Annotated in this window: 23 protein-coding genes and 2 pseudogenes; all 25 read left to right on the top strand. The window is 34.8% G+C overall.

Annotation, left to right across the window (positions count from 1 at the left end; translation table 11 throughout):
- Window positions 1–180: 180 nt before the first annotated feature.
- The 25 genes and pseudogenes from NQ503_RS00925 to NQ503_RS01045 all read left to right on the top strand — a co-directional run bounded on the left by NQ503_RS00925 (window position 181) and on the right by NQ503_RS01045 (window position 22,804).
- A complete protein-coding gene (locus tag NQ503_RS00925) occupies window positions 181–1,422 on the top strand; it encodes a hypothetical protein (RefSeq protein WP_005421663.1) in 1,242 nt (413 codons plus the stop codon).
- Between the two features lie 13 nt (window positions 1,423–1,435).
- Window positions 1,436–2,158 (top strand): ABC transporter ATP-binding protein, encoded by a 723-nt coding sequence (locus NQ503_RS00930; RefSeq protein ID WP_005421665.1) that lies wholly within the window; start codon window positions 1,436–1,438, stop codon window positions 2,156–2,158.
- Between the two features lies 1 nt (window position 2,159).
- Entirely contained in the window at window positions 2,160–3,440 is a 1,281-nt protein-coding gene (locus tag NQ503_RS00935) for a hypothetical protein (RefSeq protein WP_138276804.1), read from the top strand.
- Between the two features lie 169 nt (window positions 3,441–3,609).
- Window positions 3,610–5,304, top strand: coding sequence for an IS1634 family transposase (locus tag NQ503_RS00940; RefSeq protein ID WP_005421670.1), 1,695 nt, complete (start codon window positions 3,610–3,612; stop codon window positions 5,302–5,304).
- Between the two features lie 14 nt (window positions 5,305–5,318).
- Entirely contained in the window at window positions 5,319–5,564 is a 246-nt protein-coding gene (locus tag NQ503_RS00945) for a hypothetical protein (RefSeq protein ID WP_005421672.1), read from the top strand.
- A 214-nt stretch (window positions 5,565–5,778) separates the two neighbouring features.
- Window positions 5,779–6,147, top strand: a complete 369-nt coding sequence (locus NQ503_RS00950) for a helix-turn-helix domain-containing protein (RefSeq protein ID WP_005421676.1) — start codon at window positions 5,779–5,781, stop codon at window positions 6,145–6,147.
- Window position 6,148: 1 nt separating this feature from the next.
- The gene (locus tag NQ503_RS00955; RefSeq protein ID WP_044924590.1) at window positions 6,149–6,877 is read left to right on the top strand and encodes a LytR/AlgR family response regulator transcription factor; all 729 of its coding nucleotides are present in this window, start codon (window positions 6,149–6,151) and stop codon (window positions 6,875–6,877) included.
- Window positions 6,864–8,180: a sensor histidine kinase gene (locus tag NQ503_RS00960; protein WP_005421679.1), complete on the top strand. Its 1,317-nt coding sequence runs from the start codon at window positions 6,864–6,866 to the stop codon at window positions 8,178–8,180. The genes NQ503_RS00955 and NQ503_RS00960 overlap by 14 nt, the downstream gene beginning before the upstream one ends.
- 100 nt (window positions 8,181–8,280) lie before the next feature.
- Window positions 8,281–8,688, top strand: a complete 408-nt coding sequence (locus NQ503_RS00965; protein WP_005421680.1) for a response regulator — start codon at window positions 8,281–8,283, stop codon at window positions 8,686–8,688.
- A 152-nt stretch (window positions 8,689–8,840) separates the two neighbouring features.
- A complete protein-coding gene (locus tag NQ503_RS00970) occupies window positions 8,841–8,990 on the top strand; it encodes a cyclic lactone autoinducer peptide (protein WP_082246472.1) in 150 nt (49 codons plus the stop codon).
- Window position 8,991: 1 nt separating this feature from the next.
- A complete protein-coding gene (locus NQ503_RS00975; RefSeq protein ID WP_005421682.1) occupies window positions 8,992–9,582 on the top strand; it encodes an accessory gene regulator B family protein in 591 nt (196 codons plus the stop codon).
- A 246-nt stretch (window positions 9,583–9,828) separates the two neighbouring features.
- Window positions 9,829–10,281, top strand: a complete 453-nt coding sequence (locus NQ503_RS00980) for a sigma factor-like helix-turn-helix DNA-binding protein (RefSeq protein WP_044924595.1) — start codon at window positions 9,829–9,831, stop codon at window positions 10,279–10,281.
- Window positions 10,247–10,504: a helix-turn-helix domain-containing protein gene (locus tag NQ503_RS00985; RefSeq protein ID WP_005421685.1), complete on the top strand. Its 258-nt coding sequence runs from the start codon at window positions 10,247–10,249 to the stop codon at window positions 10,502–10,504. The genes NQ503_RS00980 and NQ503_RS00985 overlap by 35 nt, the downstream gene beginning before the upstream one ends.
- A 387-nt stretch (window positions 10,505–10,891) precedes the next feature.
- On the top strand, window positions 10,892–11,083 hold the full coding sequence (locus tag NQ503_RS00990) for a DUF6462 family protein (protein WP_044924599.1): 192 nt from the start codon (window positions 10,892–10,894) through the stop codon (window positions 11,081–11,083).
- Between the two features lie 108 nt (window positions 11,084–11,191).
- On the top strand, window positions 11,192–11,356 hold the full coding sequence (locus NQ503_RS00995; protein ID WP_334290502.1) for a CopG family transcriptional regulator: 165 nt from the start codon (window positions 11,192–11,194) through the stop codon (window positions 11,354–11,356).
- A gap of 36 nt (window positions 11,357–11,392) precedes the next feature.
- Window positions 11,393–12,631, top strand: coding sequence for a site-specific integrase (locus NQ503_RS01000; RefSeq protein WP_044924602.1), 1,239 nt, complete (start codon window positions 11,393–11,395; stop codon window positions 12,629–12,631).
- Window positions 12,632–12,795: 164 nt separating this feature from the next.
- Window positions 12,796–13,290: pseudogene (locus NQ503_RS01005) on the top strand (hypothetical protein); the annotation flags it as partial.
- Window positions 13,291–13,535: 245 nt separating this feature from the next.
- Window positions 13,536–13,868 (top strand): annotated as a pseudogene (locus NQ503_RS01010) (sortase); the annotation flags it as partial.
- A gap of 39 nt (window positions 13,869–13,907) precedes the next feature.
- On the top strand, window positions 13,908–14,408 hold the full coding sequence (locus tag NQ503_RS01015) for a hypothetical protein (RefSeq protein WP_005421699.1): 501 nt from the start codon (window positions 13,908–13,910) through the stop codon (window positions 14,406–14,408).
- Window positions 14,409–14,921: 513 nt separating this feature from the next.
- Window positions 14,922–15,131, top strand: coding sequence for a helix-turn-helix domain-containing protein (locus NQ503_RS01020; RefSeq protein WP_002587820.1), 210 nt, complete (start codon window positions 14,922–14,924; stop codon window positions 15,129–15,131).
- A gap of 19 nt (window positions 15,132–15,150) precedes the next feature.
- On the top strand, window positions 15,151–16,722 hold the full coding sequence (locus tag NQ503_RS01025; RefSeq protein ID WP_005421706.1) for a type I restriction-modification system subunit M: 1,572 nt from the start codon (window positions 15,151–15,153) through the stop codon (window positions 16,720–16,722).
- A complete protein-coding gene (locus NQ503_RS01030) occupies window positions 16,706–17,863 on the top strand; it encodes a restriction endonuclease subunit S (RefSeq protein ID WP_005421713.1) in 1,158 nt (385 codons plus the stop codon). Before NQ503_RS01025 ends, NQ503_RS01030 begins: the two co-directional genes overlap by 17 nt.
- A gap of 29 nt (window positions 17,864–17,892) precedes the next feature.
- A complete protein-coding gene (locus NQ503_RS01035; RefSeq protein WP_005421715.1) occupies window positions 17,893–18,741 on the top strand; it encodes an AbiU2 domain-containing protein in 849 nt (282 codons plus the stop codon).
- Window positions 18,728–21,868, top strand: coding sequence for a type I restriction endonuclease subunit R (locus NQ503_RS01040; protein WP_044924604.1), 3,141 nt, complete (start codon window positions 18,728–18,730; stop codon window positions 21,866–21,868). Before NQ503_RS01035 ends, NQ503_RS01040 begins: the two co-directional genes overlap by 14 nt.
- Window positions 21,869–22,804, top strand: a complete 936-nt coding sequence (locus NQ503_RS01045; RefSeq protein ID WP_005421719.1) for a restriction endonuclease — start codon at window positions 21,869–21,871, stop codon at window positions 22,802–22,804.
- The last annotated feature ends 27 nt before the right edge of the window (window positions 22,805–22,831 follow it).

Below are 22,831 nucleotides of genomic sequence, written 5' to 3' on the forward strand. Positions count from 1 at the left end.
GAGAGGCTGTCTGAAAACTAAAAAAGTCAGATTTAAAAGCGTAAGTTAAGAATCAATTTGAAATATCATTAAAAGAATAATGTGGAGCTAGAAGACGGTTTAACTATTCATTTTAAGACAAAAGTGGATGATGAAAACCATGTTAAATCAGTTTTCGAACAGACTGAGGGGGAGGTGCATATGCAGATTATTCGTTTATCAGACAATATACAATTAAATGATTTTGAATTTCACGGTGCAAATGAAGAAGTTTTTAGTTCTGCATCTTGGAACGAAGAAATCCGTATTATTGATGGAAAGCAAACTATTATTAAAGGTGTAATAAATGGAAGTTCAATTCGAAAGAAGATCAAAAAAAAGATTTTATGTAAAATGTATAATGGTGTATATAAAAATGAGGATATTAGATTCGAAGATTTAAAGAACGAATATATAGAGTTACCTCTTAATATCGAAGAAAAGGGTGTCCTAAAAAGTAGCGTTGCACAAAAAAGTAACAGATTAGAACTCGGTGAAATTATCGTAAATAAAAGAGATTATAAACAACTGTATTTCAAATTGAAAAATGAATTAGGAAAACAAAATATAATGCTGATTGAAATGAATGGAATATGTCAATATGTATTATTCAATTTAATGACTTCAGATGGCATTAAAGGATATGGATATAAAAATGTAATTAATACTAATTTAGTGTATAGAATTGGCGAAAGAATAGAAAGTAAGTCGCAAATATTTTTGGGAACAGATATATATAGTTGTTTAGAAAAAACATTTGCTGAAACTGCTTGGGAAAAATTATGTGAAAAAGTCAATCTAAAAAAGTTTGTTCCAAATGATATAGATGAACTAATAATCCAAAGTAATGTTTTGGCTAAAATCGTTTATATTTATTATTTTACGATGCATGTAAACAACTTAAAAAACAGAAGCATGGAAATTAGTGAATTTTTAACAATTAAATTAAATGATTTTGATAATAAAACTGTTGGAGGAAATATAGATGGTTCAGGAAGGGCACTTAAAGAACAATATATATGTAAAGAAGGAAAAGTTTCATTATCTTATAGATCATTACGAAGATATGATTATCGTGAAAATATTCGATATAAACTGGATAAAATAAAAATTCTATCAGGAAATATAGATATAGAATTAAAGAAAAAGGGACATATCGTTTTAGTAGATAAAATTTGTGGTATAGAGGAAAGCTTTAATCCGATTACTATGGATTTTACAGCATTTTTATATGGGAAAGAATATCAGCATGGAAAATTAAAAAGCAGAATTGAAATTTCTACTAAAATAAATCTAGAAGATATACTTATAAAAATCTGTGGAGTTGGAAATAAATGCAAATATGAATTAGATGGAAATATATTAGCACCAGACGTAGTAGTAAAAAGAACAATATTAAAATAATGAGGGATCAGATATGTACTTAGAATTAAAAAATATAAACTTTTCATATGGAGAAAATGTTATTTTAAAAAATGTAAATTTTGGAGTGGAAAAAGGAGAAATTACAGGATTAATCGGAGCTAACGGAGCCGGTAAAACGACAATTATATATAATATCGTAAAAAAGCTTATTCCTAAAAGCGGTGAGATATTATTAAATGGAAAGTTGCTGAAAGATATTCAAATGGATGAATTGAATATTGCATATATTCCGGATGAACCTGTTTATTATGAAGAGTTAACTTTGATGGAGCATTTACAATTTGTTCATGCGTTATATCCATCAAATGATATAGATATACAGGAACTTGTAAAGCGTATGGAATTGCAGCCTCATTTACATAAAATTCCAAGTATGCTATCGAAAGGAACCTTGCAAAAAATGTTGATTGCAATAGCAATGCTGCGAGAATATGAGGCTTTTATTGCAGATGAACCTTTTAATGGATTAGATCCAAAACAAATTAAAGAATTTAAAAATTTATTAATCGAATCAAGGGCTAATAATAAGGCAATACTGATTTCTACACATTTATTAGATATGGTGGAAGAGTTATGTGATAAATATATTATGATATGTGCAGGTGAAGTTATTGCAGCTGGAAGTAAACAAGAAATTGCAAAGAAATATGGACTTGATAGTAAAAAAAGTGTAGAAGAATTGTATCTTCAGATTATTGAAAGTAGGGAGCAATGAGATGAAAGTATATAAATTTTTAGCTTTAAATAAAATTAGAGAAAAAGTTCGGCTAATAAGAAATATGTATATACCAATTGTTGGATTAATAATTTTTTTAGCAATGGTGCTTTCTATAATAGGAAAAGATTTTTTTAACATAATTAAATCTATAAAAATGTTTGATAGTAAAATCTATTTTATATCCTTTTTGTGTATGTTGGCTTCTATTATCTGTAAGATGAGAAAAAACAGTATGCCGCAAATCGTTGTAAAGCCTATGACTCTGTATTTATTTAATACAAGAAAAATTAGAGATGTATTTGTGCTCAAGTATGCTTTTTTTGTAATAAAATATGTGCTATTGTCATTGCTGTTGGCATTTTGTACATGCGGAAGTTTTCAATCAAATAAATATGTGATGGTATTTGGGGGGTATACTATATATTTGATTGAAGGGTTGTTAGTTTCTTGGAATATTTATAATGTAATAAAACAATCATATATATATATATGGAAAGCGATTTTTGTTTTTTTGAGTATTTTAACACTTACAAGTTGTACTTCTGTAATAATAGAATTTATTAATTTGGTTTGTATGATTCTGATATTTATATATACGGCAAAATATTTGAATATAAATTATTTGAAATATGAGAATGATATTAAGTATTTAGATAAGGTTTTGGTAGCACAAAATAATAACGATACCATATTACTAAATCAGTACTCAAAAGAAAAAATTGCAAGAAAACTTTATGGAAAAGAATATATGCCGGACTTTTTAAAAAAATATCCATTGGTGTGGAAAGCAGTTATATCAATTAGTAGGATTGGTAAACTACCAATTATTATAGGAATTGTATGTTTTTCCTTAACTTTTATGATATATACGCTGCCAGTATTCTGGAGTATACCAGTATTGGAGTTTAAAGAAATACGATATTTTTTGCTAATTTTTGGCGTCTTTTCATTATTTCAGTTTAGTATACAAGCTTTTTTTAAACAATTATCGGATCTTGTGGAAAAACAAAAAAATGGATTATATATACCTTTTAAGTTATCTAAAATTATTTTGCAATTTTCAATTATACCAACCATATATATTATAATTATGTCAGTAATAGTAACAATTCTATTAAAAAGTCGTATTTATTTAAGTATTATTTTTGGAGTGATAATGGTGATGTATATATGGATAACGATGTACTTTGGAATAAAAAATAAAAATTTATTAAATAAGATATACACTGTATTAAGCATTATAGTTTTCTTGTTATCGAGTATACTTATGATTAAGTAAAAAGATTGAGCAAAGGTTTGTGGTAAATTGCAAGTAATTTTTCCACCTAAAGAAAAAAGAACAAAATAAAATCATAAAAAATCCCGGTTTTCTGCGGTTTTCCGTTGCGGAAGATCGGGAAATATAGTACAATTATTTTAGGCGGATAACCGCCTAAAAGGAGGGCGTTATGTATCTGGATTTTTTAGTGAAAGTACCAACTGTAAAAGGCAAGATCACACGGAGAAAAAAGTCAAATGTTGTATATATAGAGTATGAGTATGACCGGGTTTATGATCCATCCAGAAAGTATACTTTTCCCAAAAGAGTAACGATTGGAAAACTGTCAGATACGGATCTGGAACTTATGAGACCGAATCAAAATTTCCTGAAATATTTTCCTGATGCAGAGCTTCCAGAATGCAAAAACAGGACTTACAGAAGCAGTTGTCTCAGAGTAGGAACATACTTTGTACTGCGTAAGATCATAGAAGAATGCAGATTGAAAGATATCCTTGGAAAGTATTTTGAACCGCATGATATGGGGCTGTTTTTAGATCTGGTTGTTTATTCGATCATAGCAGAAAATAATGCAGCACAATACTATCCGGATTATACATACAACCATCCACTTTTTACGGAAAAGATGAAACAATACAGTGATTCGAGGGTATCAGACTTTTTGAATTCAATAACAGATAACCAAAGTACAGGCTTTCTGAATACATGGAATGAGTCACGGGATTACCGCGAAAAGATCTATATTTCTTATGATTCAACGAATAAAAACTGTCAGGCGGGAGATATAGAAATGGTCGAATTTGGGCATCCGAAAGTAGATGTGGGAGAGGCAGTATTTAATTATACAGTTGCGTATGGCACCCGTAATCAGGAACCATTATTTTATGAAAAATATCCTGGCAGCCTGAATGATATCTCCCAGCTTCAGTTCATGTTGGATAAGGCATCTGGATATGGTTATAAGAAGATCGGATTTATTTTGGACAGGGGTTATTTCAGCTGCGAAAACATACAATATATGGACAAATGTGGGTATAGTTTTATAATCATGGTAAAAGGGATGTCTGCCCTTGTAAATGGATTGATCCTGGAAAATAAAGGGACATTCGAGAATAAGCGAGCAAACAATATCTATGAATATGGAGTTTACGGAAAGACAATACGGCACAGGCTGTATGCAAGTGATAAAAAAGAACGTTATTTTCATTTGTATCATAGTATTTCAAAAGAAAGTGCAGAACGGATAGAGATTGAAAACAGGATCAACCAGATGACACAGTATCTGAAAAAGTATCAGAATAAAGTGAAGGAATTCGGCCCTGGATTTGAGAAGTACTTTAACCTTCATTATGATGAAAAGAGCCAGGCTTTTGTATTGCCGGAAGAACGCAACAGTGTGTTAGAAAGAGAACTCGATCTGGCAGGATATTTTTGTATCATTACATCGGAAAAGATGAGTGCGAAGGAAGCAATCGAGCTATATAAGAGCAGGGATGTATCGGAGAAACTGTTCCGTGGAGATAAATCATATCTGGGAAATAAGAGCATCCGGGTGTATTCAGAAGAATCAGCAAGAGCGAAGATATTTGTTGAGTTCGTAGCTATGATCGTGCGCTGCAAGATGTATATAAAACTAAAAGAAGAGATGAAAAAACTGGATAAGAGACCGAATTATATGACTGTACCGGCGGCACTAAAAGAGCTGGAAAAAATAGAAATGGTACGCCAGTTAGATAATATATATCGGCTGGATCATGCAGTAACAGCGAATCAGAAAGTAATATTGAAAGCTTTTGGACTGGATACAAACAGTATAAAATACTTTGCATCAGAGCTGAGTAAGGAACTGAAAAAAGCTGAATAAGGAAGGGAATAAAGATGGCAAGAACAAGAAAAACAAGCAGGGAAGCATTGGAAGAAAAGATTGAAAAAGCAGAGGCTGATGTTATAGCAGCGAAGAAAAAATATGATCAGGCAACAGCAAATCTGAAAGAGCTGCTAGACAAGCGTGATGCCATAAGGAAAGAAGAAATCCTGTCAGCGGTTGTAAAAAGTGGACGGTCATATGAGGAGATCATGAACTTTTTAAATGCAGGATCAGATGGAGAAAAGACAGAAAAATAGAATTATTTTGAGTCACATATATAGTGTCACTCGATTTAGACGGAAAAAGACTGGAAGTTCACATTATATTTGATGCTTTCAGGGGGCTTGTATTTTTGAAAATAGGGAAAATTGGAGTTTATAATTAAAGGTAATTGATTACTTCTATTATTTGTACCGACTGAAAAGAATTAAGGTAGCATGATAGTAAAATATGTTTAAGAGGTAACCAATTATGGAAAGTCGTATCAAACAACTTCGTGAAAAAAGAGGGTTAATACAAGAAATTTTGGCCGCAGAATTAGGAATAACACAACAGATGCTCAGTAAATATGAAAGAGATGTTACGTTTATTAAAGTAGACATTCTAAAAAAAATAGCGGTATATTTTAATGTGACAACAGATTATTTGTTAGGGCTATCAGAGGTTAAGAGAGATTTACAGGGACAAATGAAAGTGAATGAGACGTTGGACGAATACTATGATCTTGTGGAGATATACAAGAACCTGGATAAATATGATCAGGAAATGATATGGTCAATTATACAAATTATTAAAAAATTGGATGAAAAGAGAAAAAGGGAACAGAAGAGAGTGGATTAAAATGCTAAATATAGCAATTTGCGATGATGATATACAGATTACAGGAACGATTGAAAATTTAGTACGAAAAATAGCAAACAAAAATTTTGTTGAAGTAGAGACGGAAGTTTTCTGGAATGGACAAGGTTTGCTGGATGCTATTATAAAGGACAGTAAATTTGATATTATTTATCTTGATATTGAAATGCCGAAAGAAGATGGTATCTCAGTAGCAAAAAGAATAAGAACGTATGACAAAAATGTTTTGATTATTTACGTCACAAGCCATGAAAATCATATGAGAGACTCTTTTTCTGTTCGTCCATTTCAATTTCTCGTGAAGCCAGTAGCTGAAGAACAGATGGAAACATGTTTTAAAGCTGCATTCAGTGATATAAATAATACCGATTTTTATTTTCGATATAGTTATAAGAGAATAAGTTATAAAGTTCCGGTAAGAGACATTTTATATTTTGAAAGCAATAGACGAAAAATATCCATTGTAACAGAAAAAGATACCTATGAAGTATACGAAAAACTGAATGAGATTGAGAAAAGCTTGAAGAACTGTAAAATGCCGTTTTTACGTGTGCATCAATCTTTTCTTGTAAATTATAGACATGTGGATGGATTGGCATATGACTTTGTTATAATGGATAATGGAAAGAAGATTTCAATCAGTGAAGATAGAAGAAAAATGATTAGTGAACAGTACTGCTCGATGGAGGATACATTTTATGTTGGTGAATAAAATGTTGATGAATGTGACAGAGATATTGCTCGTAATATTTGCGATATTTCTGTTTTCTTGCTATTTTTCTATATTTTTTACAAGAAGAAAGAAAAAGATAACAATTGTAATTGGCTACACCATTTTTGCAGTCTGGCAGTTAATGCTTTTGAATGCCAGTATATTACCAGTTTACATCAATATAAGCGTTACAATTGTAATAACATTTATTTCAGCTATGTGTGTTTATGAAGGAAGGAATTTGAATAAATGTATTTTTGTTCTGGCTTTTAATGCAATTTGGATGATGATAGAAACAGTAAGTGGTTATATACTTTCAATCTATTGTAATCAATTTAGATATTCTCAGATGTACGGAATCCTAGGATCAGTCATATCAAAAATATTATTTTTACTGATTATATTTGCACTAAGAAAAATATTTTCGGTAGGTGGAATTACAGAATTTTCTGTTAAATACAGTATTATGTTAATTTTAATTCCAATTGGAAGTATTTATGTTATGAATGAGGTTTTCTTATTTAGCTACAAAATAAATAATGATCGTGCATATTTTCATTCTGCAATTGCTGCGATTATTTTGCTGTGCTTAAATATATTGATTTTTTATATTTATGTGAAGTTGACGGATGATTTACAGTTAAGGCGGATGACTTCAGTTTATGAACAACAATTGGAATTATGTGAACGACATCAACAAGAAAGAGAACTTTCCATGTTGCAATTAAGAGACATGAAACATAATATGAAAAATAATCTAGTATCTATTCTTGCTTACGCAGAGAAAGGAGAAGACGAGAAAATCATAGAATTTATCCAGGACATAATGGATGAAAGTGGCTTATCAATATCTGTGGTTGCCAATAGTGGCAACATTGTAATTGATTCACTACTTGGATATTGGTATGTAACAGCACAAAAGAAAGGGATAGATTTTTCTTTGGATATAAAGATTCCTATGAAGATGGAGTTTAAGGGTGCGGATATATGTCTGATACTTGGGAATTTATTAGAAAATGCTGTAGAAGCGGCTGAAAGGGTAAAAAAGAAGAAGTACATAAAAATCCAAATGAAATATGATAAAGGCAATCTGCTGATATTTTTAATGAATAGTTACCAGGGGCAATTAATAAAAATGAAGGATGAGAGACTGAAATCTACGAAATCCGATGCTGGAAATCATGGCGTTGGTTTGCCGTCAGTTTATCGAGCTGCAGCGAAGTATAATGGAATAGTTACAGTTGATGATTCTATACCAGAAAGATTTCTGGTGAGAGTCGTGTTGTACGGAGAAAAGGAATAATTACACGAATAGTCGGAATTATTACAATGTAAATAATGTTTGAAATAACATGATAAAATGTAAAAATAATTTTACGATTTGAACGTCATGGTAGGGTAGAATGAAAAAGATATTATTGTTTAGTGATCATAGAGAAATATTTAAAACTACAAATAAAATAACAAAAGGAAAGTATAAACTGAAGTGGTGCACCTATGATTGGTCGGATGATGATAAGCATTTTACTCCAGATGTTATTATTATGTATTTTAATAAAAAAATGGTTGAAAAAGGAACATTTGAATTTATCGTCAGAGTAAAAGGGATATTGGGAAATACAATTCCAATTCTTGCTTTGATTGAAAATGGGACAAAGCAGGATATTTTTTCGGTATTGAAGGCAGGAGTGTATGATTATTTGGAGAATGTGGAGGATTTACAAGAATATCAAAAAAAAATAGAAGAGATATTATTGTGGATATGGTACTTAAAAAAGTATGGTTCTCAAAAAGGTTGTAATGATCAATGAATTCATTGCAACCTTTTTTGTTAAGAAATATTGGTGTTTGTAGTAGTGCCATAGGAAAAAGTTACATGAATACTCGTTTTTTTTACAGAAAAAGAAATGGAATGTATTTTTGTAGTATTGTTTTAAAAAGAAAACGAAAGGAGAGTTTTACTATGAATATGAAAAATGTAAAAGCTCAGTCAGCGAAAGCACTGGCAAATGTATCTTTAAAACTTGGAAAAGTGTCAGCGGATAGTGCATGTTGCTATATCTTTCACCAGCCGAAAGTTCCGAAGGACTTGAAAAAACTTAAAAAGATTTGAAATGAGACGGCTGTCAGAAAAATTAACAAAATATGTTATTAAGACCGGTGCAGTTCCTTCGGAATCATATGACATATATCAATATGGCTTTCAGATTGGACTTGAGATGCTATGCTGTTTCGTAACTTGTTTGAGTATAGCAATATATATGCATATGATTCCGGAATTTGCAATATTTACGGGGATTTTTATGTTGCTACGGACTTATGCAGGTGGCGTGCATCTTAACAGTTTTGGATCATGTTTTATATGTTCAGTCACTGTACAGACAATAGCAATGTATTTTAACAGTAAATATAAATTTACGGTAGGTACAGCATGGCTTCTTATATTAGTAAGTGCGATATTGATATTGAAAGCTGCACCAGTAGAGTGTGTCAATCGAGAACTTGATGATACTGAAAAAGAACACTGCAAAAAAGTAACCATGAAAGTCTTAATTGCTGTTATTGTATTTGCTGGTTGTTGTACACTTGCAGGAATACTAGCCATACTTTCCTTAGTTGCACTGACTTCCTTTATAATTTTAATCTCTCAGTATGTTGGTATTTTGAAATATAAAATTGAAAAGAGCAAGAATAAGCGGAGATGATAAAAAATTGTTTCCGCTTTTTTTATTATATGGAATGGAGGAAGAAAATTATTTTTGAATATTAGATTATTTATATGAAAACGTCCAATGGATTTCAATCCATAAGGACGTTTTTTGTATATCATAAGAACTTTTTTATAGAGTTTTTCTTTTAAACCCGAACAATGGGGGCTTCCCAATCGGGATAAGGGTGAAAGGGAAAAAGACCTTTGCTCATATCTCATGGTCGGGAAGGAGGTGAACTCTATGGAGCAATCTTCTTCCTACGATGAGAAAAGGGTAATGCACCAGTTTGATCGAAAATGCAAATTGGCACTAAAGGGCGAAATAGTGGATTATGAAAGGCATTTAGCTTATCTTAGAAAACATGAAACTTTGTTTTCAGAATTATCTGAACAAGAGATGGAGAGCCTTTCTATATTTGATGAATATGAATTGGAAAAAAGCTATTTTCGGGCAGGCGGTTATGATGTAGAGGTAAAAAATGCTCTATTGGCAGAAGCATTAACTGCACTGACAGAGAGAAAAAGGGACATTATTCTTTTGTCATACTTTATGGAAATGAATGATGCGGATATAGCAAGAAAACTGAACCTGGTAAGAAGTACGGTACATGAGCATCGTACACGATCGCTTGAAATATTAAAGATTATGCTGGAGGAAAATGCAGGTGAAAACGGAAGAAAAAAGCGTAAATAATAAAAAATTGATACCGTTTTGGGTAATCGAAAGAGCATTGGAGGGTGACATTCAGGCGATAAATAAAATTCTGAAACATTATGAAGGATATATTGCAAAATTATCGGTCAGAAAAATGTATGATGAGTATGGCTGTGTTCATTATTGTGTAGATGAAACACTTCGCAGACGTCTGGAAACAAAATTGATAAAAACAATTATTGGATTTAAAATAGTTCGCTAAAAAACATTTGAAAGCATCCCTTTCTGCTGAAAAAGCTATTTAGCATTGTTTGTACCTTGAAAATTTAATATTTATCCTGCAGGACATATGAAACAGAGGAGCTATATAGCAAATACGCCAAGACTGTCTGCATTATAACTTTGCGACATCGTGACGCAAAGTAGAAATGTTGTAAACGAAGAAATATCAAAATGATATTGAAGTAAAGGCACGAGCGATAAATATTTGACTGTGATCAGGAAGTGGGATTTTTGTGGCGAAGATACTGTTTCTGATAATGATACTTCCGGGAAGGCTACCCGGTCTGGAAAGATGGTGAAATACCAATGAAGCTGTTACCCGATGGCTGCCTGTGGGATTGTTATAAATTGGGAAAGGAGCGAAAGAATGCAAAGACATATTATAAATAGGAAAAGATTTGTTCGTTATAAAGAAGGTGCAGAAATATACAGCATGTGTCAAAGTAAGTTTGAAAAAATGGCAAAGGAAGCAAATGCTGTTTATAAGCTGGATAAATTGGTACTGGTGAACTGTGATATTTTTGAGGCATATCTGGAAACATTCCGAACCGGTATTTAGTGATAAATAGTATTGCAAGAGTTTTTGTGCTACGAAAAGTATTGACTTTTTGCACGACAAAAAGTATAATGTAATCAAGCTATGAAGGAGGTGCATACGGTGGCTAAAATGGGGAGACCGAAAGCAGAATCCCCTAAGAAGAAAAATGTAAGTTTCCGCTTAACAGAGGAAGAATATCAGAAATTGTCAGAGTATGCAGCGAAGCATGAGCTGACTACAACACAAACGATACAAAAAGGTATTGAGCTTTTATATCAGATGCCAGAAAAGTAACACAAGGACTCCTTGCTACATTAGGAAGGAGTTACAGTGGCAAAAGCAAGAAAAGATAACAGAGGCAGGGCCTTACGCAAAGGCGAGAGTCAACGCCAGTCCGACCTGATGTACATATACACTTATACAGATCCATTTGGAAAAAGAAGATATACATATTCCAAGGATTTGGTTAAGTTAAGGGAAAAAGAGCAGAAATTGTTGAAAGACCAATTAGACGGTCTTGATGTGTATGCTGCGGGAAATGCCAATCTTAATTTTGTATTTGATAGATATATTTCTACGAAAACAGAGTTGAGACGAACAACATATACCAATTATATGTACATGTATGATCATTACGTCAGAGACAGTTTTGGAAAGAAGAAAATCGGTGAAATTAAATATTCAGATGTACTGTACTTTTATTATCATTTGATAAATGAAAGAAAATTGCAGGTTAATACACTGGAAACGATTCATACGGTGCTTCATCCAACATTTCAGTTAGCAGTGCGAGATGATATTATCCGAAACAACCCATCTCATGGTGTAATGTCAGAAATAAAAAAGAAACCAGGGAGGAATCATGGAGTGAGACATGCGTTGACAGTAGAACAGCAGAGAGCATTTATGAATTATACATCGAACAGTCCGGTATTTAATCATTGGGCACCATTGTTTACGGTTCTTTTAGGTACAGGATGTCGTATAGGTGAGATTATTGGGATTCGATGGGAAGATATTGATTTAGAGAAACGACTGATCAATATTAATCACAGTGTTACATATTATCCACGCAGAGCAGAAACAACCAAATGCGAATTTGCTGTTTCGTTACCTAAAACAGAGGCGGGCATTCGTACAGTTCCGATGATGGAGCCAGTATATAATGCTTTTATGGAAGAGTATGAATATCAGAAAGAAAATGGATTCAGTACCGTTACACTGGACGGTATGGAGGGATTTATATTTACAAATCGGTTTGGCAATCTTCATAATCCGCAGGCAGTCAACCGGACAATCAAACGCATCCGGGAAAACTACAATGCAGAAGAAATTTTAAAAGCAAAAAAGGAGAAAAGAGAGCCGATCATTATTCCACATTTTTCCTGCCATCATTTGAGACATACTTTTTGTACGAGATTCTGCGAAAATGAAACGAATATTAAGGTGATACAGGCAGTTATGGGACATGCAAATATTGAGACAACGATGGATATATATGCCGAAGTCACCGATATGAAAAAAACAGAAGCAATAGAAAAATTATCACATAATTTAGACATATTCTAGGAAAGAGTCCTTGTGGGTTCGATTCTATGAGGTGCAACAGAATTATGTGGTGTGCAACAGAACTACAACAAATACATACTGAATAATACCTTATAATAGGTTGAAGTCTTTTTGAAAATAATGTATAATACCTGACAGTACGGGATAGTATGGTAAGCGAATCAGTTTTCCCGACAATGAAGTCCCTTGACTCCGACAAGAATGCATCCAAAGCAGATGCTGACGAAGCTCCGGCTGCCAACGACAACAACGGATTCTTTACTCCGAATGAGAAAATCAATTTCTCTAATGTAAAGATTGAGCCACTGTTTGAAGAGGCTGTTGATTTCGACACATTCAGCAAGTCAGATTTCCGTGCTGTAAAGGTTAAAGAGTGTGTAGCAGTTCCGAAGAGCAAGAAGCTCCTTCAGTTCACACTGGATGACGGAACAGGTACAGACCGCACGATCTTAAGCGGAATCCACTCTTACTATGAGCCGGAAGAATTAGTTGGTAAGACATTGATCGCAATCACCAACCTTCCGCCAAGAAAGATGATGGGAATCGAGTCTTGCGGTATGCTGCTTTCAGCAGTGAATAACCTGAAGGATTCAGAGGATGAAGAACTGCATCTTCTGATGGTTGATAACCATATTCCGGCTGGTGCTAAGCTGTATTAAGCTGATGTAACGATGTACCGTTTAACCAAATAGACGGGACGTACTTCATTTGATAAAAAACTAAAAAAACAGCGATTTACATCAATTGATGCAGAAATCGGTGCAAGCAAGAAAAAATCGCATAATTAGTGCAATGAGTGGGCAATTCCAATCGGAGTTGCCCATTTTTTAAATTGTAAATTACGATTGATAGGTTCTTATTTTGCACTGATGTTAATATGCGTTGCTTGTAGCAACGGACACTTTTACTTACGGGACTGATGAAGTACAGAAACAAGAGCTTTTGGGAAGGTCATAAGACGATTATCTTTGATACACTGACGGACAGACACCAGTATGAAGTGATTGCAGTATTTAAGACCGTTGTTTATACAAACAGCTCCGACAGCTTTAAGTATTATGAGTTTACAGACACAGAAAATGCGGCAGAGTTTGATGCGTATGTTGCCAAGTGCAAGGAACTTTCTCTGTATGATACCGGAGTATCGGCAGAGTATGGCGATAAGCTGATTTCTCTTTCTACTTGTGAATATTCAAGAAACAATGGCAGGCTTGTTGTCGCTAAGAGAGTGGATTAAACCCCACTCTCTATTATTTTTCGAGAAAGGAGGAAACCGATGGCTGATATAAAAACAAGAGATACAAGCAAAGGTACAATCAAGACCATAAATAAGGTAGCAGTTGCCACGGAGCGAATGAAGAAAGCTTATGTGATGATGAAAGATAAGGCAGAACATTCTACTAACGCTTTGGAAAATTCCGCAGAGAAATATGCTTCCGATAAAATCGAAGCGGCAACGGATAGGACTGTTCGCGAAACAGCATACTGTGCGGATAAAGTCGGCAGATGGGGTGTGCGTGAAACAAGACAGAATTATCAGAAAGCCAAAACGGGAATTGAAAATTTCAAGACCAAGCGTGCAGAGAAGCAGCTTCAAAAACAATCAGTCAATCCTGTCGGAAAACAGAGCATCCGAACTCTGGAACGTACGGAGAAAACAATTAAACAGTCTGCAAGGTCGGCAGGAAATACGACAGTTACACAGTCGGAAGCAGCAATATCTATGGATACGGTATTCCGGCATATTAAAAATTCCAGACGGTGTCTGGAAATTTGAAAAGATGGCTGCTCGGTTGAGTAGCCATCGGGTACATTATGAGAAATCGGTTGTTTCTCTGTCTTTTAGGAAAATAGGATGTGTGTGATAAGTGAAAAGCATATCGGCATCTTCTTTTTTGCCATCTAAAAAGGAAATATCATCGGCAAGGATAAACAACATTACTAGCAGCTTCTTAATATATCCGTTGTAGCAACCGTAATCAAGATAGATGTGTGCTACATAACCTTCGCTAAATTCTTCTAAATCTACATCAATTTTATATGTGTTAGATAAAGGTCATAGCAATGATTGCATTAAATGTTAATAATAGAATGTATAATTGAGGTGCTTCGGCATCTCTTTTTTTATTATTCTTTAAAAGAGTCGTATTAGGTGTTTGTAAAAAGTGACACCTTAGTGTATGAAAGGTTACATTTCTGTCCGAAATCTTGAAATTCCTGAAAATTTAATATATAATGTTAAATGGTTAACTGTAACGAAGAAGAATTATAAGATGAAGAGGTGTTACTGATGAAGATATGCTATAACAAACTTCAAAAACTTATGATTGACAATCAAATGAAAAGACAGGATTTAATGCGTGCAGCCGAAATCACATCATACGCCGCAACGAAGATAAATAAGAATGAGCCAGTATCTCTTGAAGTACTGATGAGGATATGCCAGGTGTTTCATTGTGACATCGGAGATATATGCGAAGTTATTTTAGACGAAGATTAAAACACGGAGGTAATTATAGATGGCAAGGGCTGCTAAACCAAAGAAAGAAATATCAATGGAAGAAGCACTTTGGAAAAGTGCTGATAAACTGAGAGGTTCTGTTGAGCCTGCGGAGTATAAACACGTTGTTCTGAGTTTATTCTTCCTTAAATTTGCCAGTGACAAGTTTGAGGAATGCCGTAATAAGATTATTGCTACACACGGCGAAAAGTATGCGGATATGAAACCGTTTTATACTCAGGAAAATGTATTCTATCTTCCTGAAGAAAGTCGTTGGAAGTACATTATTGAAAATGCAAAGCAGGACGATATTGCCCTGAAGATAGATACAGCACTTTATACGATTGAAAAGAACAACCCGGCACTGAAAGGTGCTTTGCCGGATAACTATTACTCCCGCTTACATATTGATACGGCAAAGTTGGCTTCTTTGCTTGATGAAATCAATCGTATCAATACAGATGATAAAGAGAACGACATTATAGGTCGTGTATATGAGTATTTTCTTAGTAAGTTCGCTCTTGCAGAAGGAAAAGGTAAAGGAGAGTTCTACACACCAAAGTGTATTGTAAACCTGATTGCCGAAATGCTTGAGCCTTACGATGGAATACTTTATGACCCTTGTTGCGGTTCGGGTGGTATGTTTGTGCAGTCCATCAAGTTCGTAGAAGCACATAGCGGTAATAAAAAGAAAGTGTCTATTTACGGTCAGGAATACACAAATACCACTTTCAAACTGGCAAAAATGAATTTAGCTATCCGTGGTATTTCCGCAAATCTTGGAGAGATGGCAGCCAATACATTTACCAACGACCAACACAAAGACCTTAAAGCAGATTTCATTATGGCAAACCCACCTTTCAATCAGAAGCAGTGGAGAGCCGAGAATGAGCTTGTAGACGACCCTCGTTGGAATGGATACGAAGTTCCACCAACAAGCAACGCAAACTATGGTTGGATACTGAATATTGTTTCCAAACTTTCACAAAACGGTGTGGCAGGTTTCCTGCTTGCTAATGGGGCATTATCCGATGACGGTACAGAGCTGAAAATCAGACAGCAACTTATAGAAAATCATTTGGTAGAAGCGATTATTATTCTTCCGAGAAACCTTTTCTATACCACTGACATCAGCGTTACCCTTTGGGTACTCAATAAGAATAAAAAGGCTCGTGTTGTGGAACAGAACGGAAAGCTAAAACGCTATCGTAATCGAGAAGATGAAATACTCTTTATGGATTTACGACAGATGGGCAGTCCTTATGAGAAGAAGTACATTGAATTGACAGAGGAAGATAGAGCCAAAGTTACAAGTGTATATCATAACTGGCAGCAGGAAGGCTATGAGGAAACTTATGAGAATGTACCAGAGTTTTGTTATTCTGCTTCTTTTGATGAAGTAAAGGAAAAAGGATTTACTCTTGTACCGAGCAGATATATTGAGTTTGTCAATCGTGATGAGAACATCGACTTTGATACAAAAATGAGGTCATTGCAGGGAGAACTCAAAGAACTTCTTGTTCAAGAGGAAAAATCTAAATCAGATTTGCTTGCTGTATTTAAGGAGTTGGGATATGAAATCGAATTATAAACAGTTGGGGCAATTTATCCGTCAGGTTGATATTAGAAATTCTGAGGGAAAAGAAGAAAATTTACTTGGTGTTTCTGTTCAAAAGAAATTTATTCCATCTATTGCAAATACAGTTGGAACGGATTTTAAGAAATATAAAGTGGTAAAAAAAGGGCAGTTTACATATATTCCAGATACATCAAGGCGAGGAGATAAAATAGGGATTGCTCTGTTGGAAGATTATGAGGAAGGACTTGTAAGCAATGTTTATACAGTCTTCGAGATAATAGATGAGAAACAACTTATTCCGGAGTATTTAATGCTTTGGTTTAGCAGACCGGAATTTGATAGATATGCCCGCTTTAAGTCACACGGCAGTGTACGAGAAGTTATGGATTGGGACGAAATGTGTAAGGTAGAGTTACCAGTTCCGCCCTATGAAAAGCAAGAAGAGATTGTAGACGGATATAAGACAATTACAGAAAGAATTGCTTTAAAGCAGAAGATAAATGATAATTTAGCAAATACAGAACAAGCAATTTGGGTTGAAACCGTAATCAATAATCATACTGTCCCAACAGCTCTTGGCGACCTTGTTGATTTCATTGATGGAGATAGAGGGAAAAATTATCCCACATTTGATGAATTTACCTCAACAGGTTATTGTCTGTTCTTAAATGCTTCTAATGTTACATCTACGGGCTTTAACTTTGATAATTGTATGTTCGTTTCAGAGGAAAAGGACAAACTAATGAATAAAGGACACCTATCTCCTTACGACATTGTTCTTACCTCTCGTGGAACGCTCGGCAATGTTGCTTTATATGACAAGCACATTAAGTATGAAAATGTGCGAATCAACTCCGGTATGCTTATCATACGCCCTAAGACTAAGCGGCTTTCTCCATATTTCATATATGTCTTATTGAAAAGCTCATATATGAAGGCTGCTATTGAACGATTTAAGTCTGGCTCTGCTCAACCTCAGCTACCAATCAAGGATTTGCAGAAAATCACTTTTGAAATACCGGAATCCGATACAGTTCTTGTTGCTTTAGACCGTCAATTTCTTGCTGTCGAGGAAAGCATATCAATAAACAATAATGAAATTGACAACCTAAAAGAACTGAGTAACGTATTACTTGCTGAGTTAAGCCGCTAAATTATCATTTACTGCAAGGAGTGTGAAAAATGGATAAAGAAAAGTTAATCAAACTTGCAGAGGACTTATATCAAAGTGCATTTGACGCTAATGCGTATTATGCAATTATGATGCAGTATAGAGAAATGAGCAAGAAGTATAACGATGAAATGAATCTTTCTCCTGCCTTTTATCAAGTAGTATATGGGGCGTTGCAAAAGGCTTGTTTTATGGAAATTGCAAAATTGTATGATAAAACAAAAGACGTTGTTTCAGTTGGTTTGCTCTTAAAGTATTGCAGAGATAATTTGGACTTATTTCCAGAATATAGAGATATAGTAACAATTAAGGAAGATGGTAGAGAATATTCTTTCCAAGTTCCATATCAGCATCATTTGAAACCAACGGAAGAATGTTTCTATGAAAATGAAGTGAAAAGCCAAAGAGAAATTCTAAAATTGTTTGATACACCTGATTTTGAAAAAGTACCAGTACGGGTTAATCTGACATTTTCAGAGTTTTTAGAATTATATCAAAAGCGTTTTTGCTCTCTTAGTAAGAAACAAGAGAATATTCGTGTTCAAAGAAATAAAATATATGCTCATAATGACGAGAAACATATTTTGGCAGAAGAAAACGTATGGGATAAAAATCCGGTTACATATCCTGATATTCAGGAGTTGATAGATTTTGCTCTTGATTGCACGAGGCTAATACTTGGGGCATTGACTGGAGTAAGTCGTGCAGTAAGTTATGGAAATATAGATGATATGGAAGGAACTCTAATGCTTGCCCAATTGGGACTGAAATATCAGGATTATGAAATGGAACAGCGACATAAGCAAATATTGAAAGAGATATATGCTGATAAAAGGAGTGAACGCAATGGCAAATTTTAATGAACACGCATTGGAAATGTCAATAATGGAGTTGTTCAAAGACGAGGGGTACACCTATGTCAGTGGCGACCAGATACACAGAGAAAGGACAGAGGTTCTGCTTACGGACGACCTGAAGCAATACCTTTATAATCGCTATGCGAAAGACGGTATCACACCGAGTGAGGTGGATAGTGTCTTTCTAATGCTGCGTAATATTTCCGGTACGATTTATGAAGCAAACAAAGCTGTATTTAAGCTGCTTTGCGATGGCTTTATTCTTAACCGTGAGGACAGAACGCAGAAAGACCTCTATATTGAACTTATTGATTTCGACACTCCCGAAAACAATATTTTCAAAGTGGTTAATCAGTTTGAAATTGAAGGCGTAAATAATCAGTTGCGTATTCCGGATGGCATTGTGTTCGTAAATGGTATTCCTGTTGTTGTTCTTGAATTTAAGAGTGCGGTACAAGAGAATACGACCATAATGGACGCATATAAGCAACTTACAATTCGTTACCGTAGAGATATTCCGGAGATTTTTAAATACAATGCGTTTGTTGTTATCAGTGACGGAGCAAATAATAAATATGGTTCTTTCTTCAGCCCGTATGATTTCTTCTATGCGTGGAGAAAGATAAACTCAGACGATAAAGAACTGGACGGTATCAATTCTCTTGTAACAATGATAAAGGGACTTTTCCGAAAAGACCGTTTGCTTGAAGTTATCAAAGATTTTATTTATTTTCCGGATAACTCAGATAAGGATTTGAAGATAGTGTGCCGTTATCCACAGTTCTTTGCGGCAAATAAATTGTATGAGAATATCAAGACTCATCTTCGCCCTGAAGGAGATGGTAAAGGTGGTACATACTTCGGAGCAACAGGGTGTGGCAAGAGTTATACAATGCTTTTCCTTACCCGTATGCTGATGAAAAGCAAATACTTTTCTTCCCCGACTATTCTCATTATTACAGACAGAACAGACCTTGACGACCAGCTTTCCAAACAGTTTGTAGGTTCAAAGAAATATATCGGAGATGAAACTGTTGTAAGTATTGAGTCCCGTGAGAAACTTCGTGAGGAGCTTCAAGGACGAGAGAGTGGCGGTGTTTATCTGACTACCATTCAGAAATTTACAGAGGATTTGCAGCTTCTTACAGACAGAACGAACGTTATTTGTATTTCTGATGAAGCACACAGAAGCCAAATCAATCTCGACCAAAAGGTTAAGATTACAGAGTCAGGTGTTCAGAAAACCTATGGCTTTGCCAAATATCTGCACGACTCTTTACCAAATGCAACTTATGTTGGATTTACCGGAACTCCGGTTGATGGAACAATCGAAGTCTTTGGTGGTGTTGTAGACGCATATACAATGACGGAAGCTGTTAAGGACGGTATTACAGTTAATCTTGTTTACGATGGTCGTGCAGCTAAGGTTATGCTTAATCAGGACAAGGTAAGACAGATTGAAGAATATTATGCACAGTGTGAGCTTGAGGGAGCAAATGAACATCAAGTAGAAGAAAGTCAGAAAGCAGTTGCCAAAATGGAAGTTATTATTGGCGATCCTGATAGACTTCGTGCTGTTGCAGAGGACTTTATCAAGCATTATGAAATCCGTGTGGCAGAAGGTGCAACCGTAGCAGGCAAAGCAATGTTTGTATGTTCCAACCGAAATATAGCATACGATTTCTATAAGATAGTAAAGGAACTCAGACCGAAATGGACAGAAAAGAAGATTTGTGATGATGGTGTTGTTCTGAGTGAGAAAGATAAAAAAGAGTTGAAGCCAATGGAAAAAATCAAGTTGGTTATGACTCGTAATAAAGATGATGAAAAAGACCTATTTGATATGCTTGGCACAAAAGAGGATAGGAAAGAATTTGACCGTCAGTTCAAAAATCCGAAATCAAACTTTAAGATTGCCATTGTTGTAGATATGTGGCTGACTGGTTTTGATGTGCCGGAGCTTGATACGATTTACATTGATAAGCCTATTCAGCAGCATACCCTTATTCAGACGATTTCTCGTGTAAATCGTGTATGCGAGGGCAAAGATAAAGGTTTAATTGTTGACTACATAGGTATTAAGAAAAATATGAACACTGCCCTCAAGAAATATACGAATTTTGAGAGCGAAGAATTTGAAGGTGTGGAGCAGTCTATCACGATTGTAAAAGACCAGTTAGAAGTCCTTGGTCAGATGTTCCACAACTTTAACAGCAGTGATTTCTTTAACGGTTCGCCTACTGAACAGCTTGCCTGCCTGAATCGTGCGGTTGAGTATGTGCAGTTGTCCGAAGAACTGGAAAGAAGATTTATGGCAGCAGTCAAGAGAATGAAACAGGCATTTAATCTTTGCAGCTCAAGTGAGAAATTCTCTGATGAAGATAAGGATTATATCCATTTTTATTGTGCTGTCCGTTCTATCCTTTTCAAATTGACAAAAGGCGATGCACCAGATATTGAGCAGATGAACGCTCGTGTCCGCAAAATGCTTGAGGGTGCAATTCAGTCTGATGGCATTGAGGAATTATTTGAAACCGGAAAGCATATATCGGTGGATATTTTCAGTGATGAGTATATGGATAAAATAAATGCAATTCAGTTGCCGAATACGAAAATCAAGATACTTCAAAGACTTCTTTCTCAGGCAATTGACGAGTTTAAGAAAGTCAATAAGATTATGGGTGTGGAATTTGCAGGTAGACTCAAAAAAGTTGTTGATGAGTATAACAACCGTCGTCGTGATGAAGCGTATGCTAACGAAGTCCTTGATGATGTTGCGGAGCAGCTTGCACAGTTGTTGTCTGAACTGAAAACAGAAAAGAACTCCTTCAAGAATATGGGAATAGATTATGAGGAAAAAGCTTTCTATGATATTTTGAAAGCAGTTTCAAAGAAGTTTGAGTTTGAATATCCGGACGATAAAATGATTGAATTATCCAAGAGGATAAAGCTGATTGTTGATGATAAATCACGATATACCGATTGGTCTGCCCGTGATGATATCAAGGCAAACTTGCAAGTGGATTTGATATTGCTGCTTGATGAGTTTGGCTATCCGCCAGTAACCATTGATGATGTTTACAAGGAAGTTCTTGAGCAGGCAGAGAATTTCAAGAAGTATGCACAGTAAATGAGAGGTGTAAATGCAAATATGTTTTATGACGATTTAAATACAGAGGAACAGGTATCATACCTTATTAAACCAATCCTTCAAGTCCTTCAGGAAGCAGGTGGACAGTTAGAACGTTCTGAAATTAGAGACAGGATTAGTGAGTTGGATGAGCATATTGCTGAATTTGAACAGAAACTATATATATCTAATAAAACAGGAAATCAATATAAAAAATTTGATTTTAAGTTTAATTTTGCTATTAAAGAGCTTAGTTATGTCGGTCTCATATCTTATGTGAAATTCAATCCAAAGATTACACTTACTCAAGATGGAGCGAATGTAGATTTAAAAGATTTTGATGTTAAGGCAGAAGTGAGAGATAAGGCACGAAGCTATTGGGAGGAACATTCGACTAAGAACAAATCGAAAAACAAGCCAGTAGAAACACTGGAGGTTGAAGACGAGGAGAATGAATCCACAGATGACGAATTGCTAGATGATTTCAAGGTGAAACTTCAGAGTGCAATCGCTAATATGTCTCCAGCAAAGTTTGAACAGTTTTCACGAGCACTTCTTACAAAGATGGGAGTGGAGTTTACCAACAAAGGTGTTCAGGTGTCAAATGATGGTGGTATTGATGGCTATGGATATCACGTAGATGCCGATGATTTTAGAACAACCAGAGTGGTTATTCAGTGTAAAAGATTTAATTCAAATCCAGTGAGTGAGCCAGATATCAATCAATTTCTTGGGGCGATGAACAAATATCAAGCCGATTATGGAGTATTTATTACTAATAGCCGATTTACCAATAAGGCAAGAGAGGCTGCGAGAGAAGGTACGCCGATAACACTGATTGACGGAAACGATTTAATCAGACTTGTCATTAAATATGAATTATATATAACACCAGTCACAACATATGTATTGGATGGTTTCTATACCGAGGATTGACACTAACGATAGCATAATTTACTCGAA

Origin of the sequence: Blautia obeum ATCC 29174 (genome assembly GCF_025147765.1) — a bacterium.
Taxonomy (GTDB): domain Bacteria; phylum Bacillota; class Clostridia; order Lachnospirales; family Lachnospiraceae; genus Blautia_A; species Blautia_A obeum.

Excerpts from the sequence above, each read along its gene's own strand:
- NQ503_RS00925 (WP_005421663.1), top strand. The coding sequence starts at position 181 with ATGCAGATTATTCGTTTATCAGACAATATACAATTAAATGATTTTGAA.
- NQ503_RS00930 (WP_005421665.1), top strand. The coding sequence starts at position 1,436 with ATGTACTTAGAATTAAAAAATATAAACTTTTCATATGGAGAAAATGTT.
- NQ503_RS00935 (WP_138276804.1), top strand. The coding sequence starts at position 2,160 with ATGAAAGTATATAAATTTTTAGCTTTAAATAAAATTAGAGAAAAAGTT.
- NQ503_RS00940 (WP_005421670.1), top strand. The coding sequence starts at position 3,610 with ATGTATCTGGATTTTTTAGTGAAAGTACCAACTGTAAAAGGCAAGATC.
- NQ503_RS00945 (WP_005421672.1), top strand. The coding sequence starts at position 5,319 with ATGGCAAGAACAAGAAAAACAAGCAGGGAAGCATTGGAAGAAAAGATT.
- NQ503_RS00950 (WP_005421676.1), top strand. The coding sequence starts at position 5,779 with ATGGAAAGTCGTATCAAACAACTTCGTGAAAAAAGAGGGTTAATACAA.
- NQ503_RS00955 (WP_044924590.1), top strand. The coding sequence starts at position 6,149 with ATGCTAAATATAGCAATTTGCGATGATGATATACAGATTACAGGAACG.
- NQ503_RS00960 (WP_005421679.1), top strand. The coding sequence starts at position 6,864 with ATGTTGGTGAATAAAATGTTGATGAATGTGACAGAGATATTGCTCGTA.
- NQ503_RS00965 (WP_005421680.1), top strand. The coding sequence starts at position 8,281 with ATGAAAAAGATATTATTGTTTAGTGATCATAGAGAAATATTTAAAACT.
- NQ503_RS00970 (WP_082246472.1), top strand. The coding sequence starts at position 8,841 with ATGAATATGAAAAATGTAAAAGCTCAGTCAGCGAAAGCACTGGCAAAT.
- NQ503_RS00975 (WP_005421682.1), top strand. The coding sequence starts at position 8,992 with ATGAGACGGCTGTCAGAAAAATTAACAAAATATGTTATTAAGACCGGT.
- NQ503_RS00980 (WP_044924595.1), top strand. The coding sequence starts at position 9,829 with ATGGAGCAATCTTCTTCCTACGATGAGAAAAGGGTAATGCACCAGTTT.
- NQ503_RS00985 (WP_005421685.1), top strand. The coding sequence starts at position 10,247 with ATGCAGGTGAAAACGGAAGAAAAAAGCGTAAATAATAAAAAATTGATA.
- NQ503_RS00990 (WP_044924599.1), top strand. The coding sequence starts at position 10,892 with ATGCAAAGACATATTATAAATAGGAAAAGATTTGTTCGTTATAAAGAA.
- NQ503_RS00995 (WP_334290502.1), top strand. The coding sequence starts at position 11,192 with ATGGGGAGACCGAAAGCAGAATCCCCTAAGAAGAAAAATGTAAGTTTC.
- NQ503_RS01015 (WP_005421699.1), top strand. The coding sequence starts at position 13,908 with ATGGCTGATATAAAAACAAGAGATACAAGCAAAGGTACAATCAAGACC.
- NQ503_RS01020 (WP_002587820.1), top strand. The coding sequence starts at position 14,922 with ATGAAGATATGCTATAACAAACTTCAAAAACTTATGATTGACAATCAA.
- NQ503_RS01025 (WP_005421706.1), top strand. The coding sequence starts at position 15,151 with ATGGCAAGGGCTGCTAAACCAAAGAAAGAAATATCAATGGAAGAAGCA.
- NQ503_RS01030 (WP_005421713.1), top strand. The coding sequence starts at position 16,706 with ATGAAATCGAATTATAAACAGTTGGGGCAATTTATCCGTCAGGTTGAT.
- NQ503_RS01035 (WP_005421715.1), top strand. The coding sequence starts at position 17,893 with ATGGATAAAGAAAAGTTAATCAAACTTGCAGAGGACTTATATCAAAGT.
- NQ503_RS01040 (WP_044924604.1), top strand. The coding sequence starts at position 18,728 with ATGGCAAATTTTAATGAACACGCATTGGAAATGTCAATAATGGAGTTG.
- NQ503_RS01045 (WP_005421719.1), top strand. The coding sequence starts at position 21,869 with ATGAGAGGTGTAAATGCAAATATGTTTTATGACGATTTAAATACAGAG.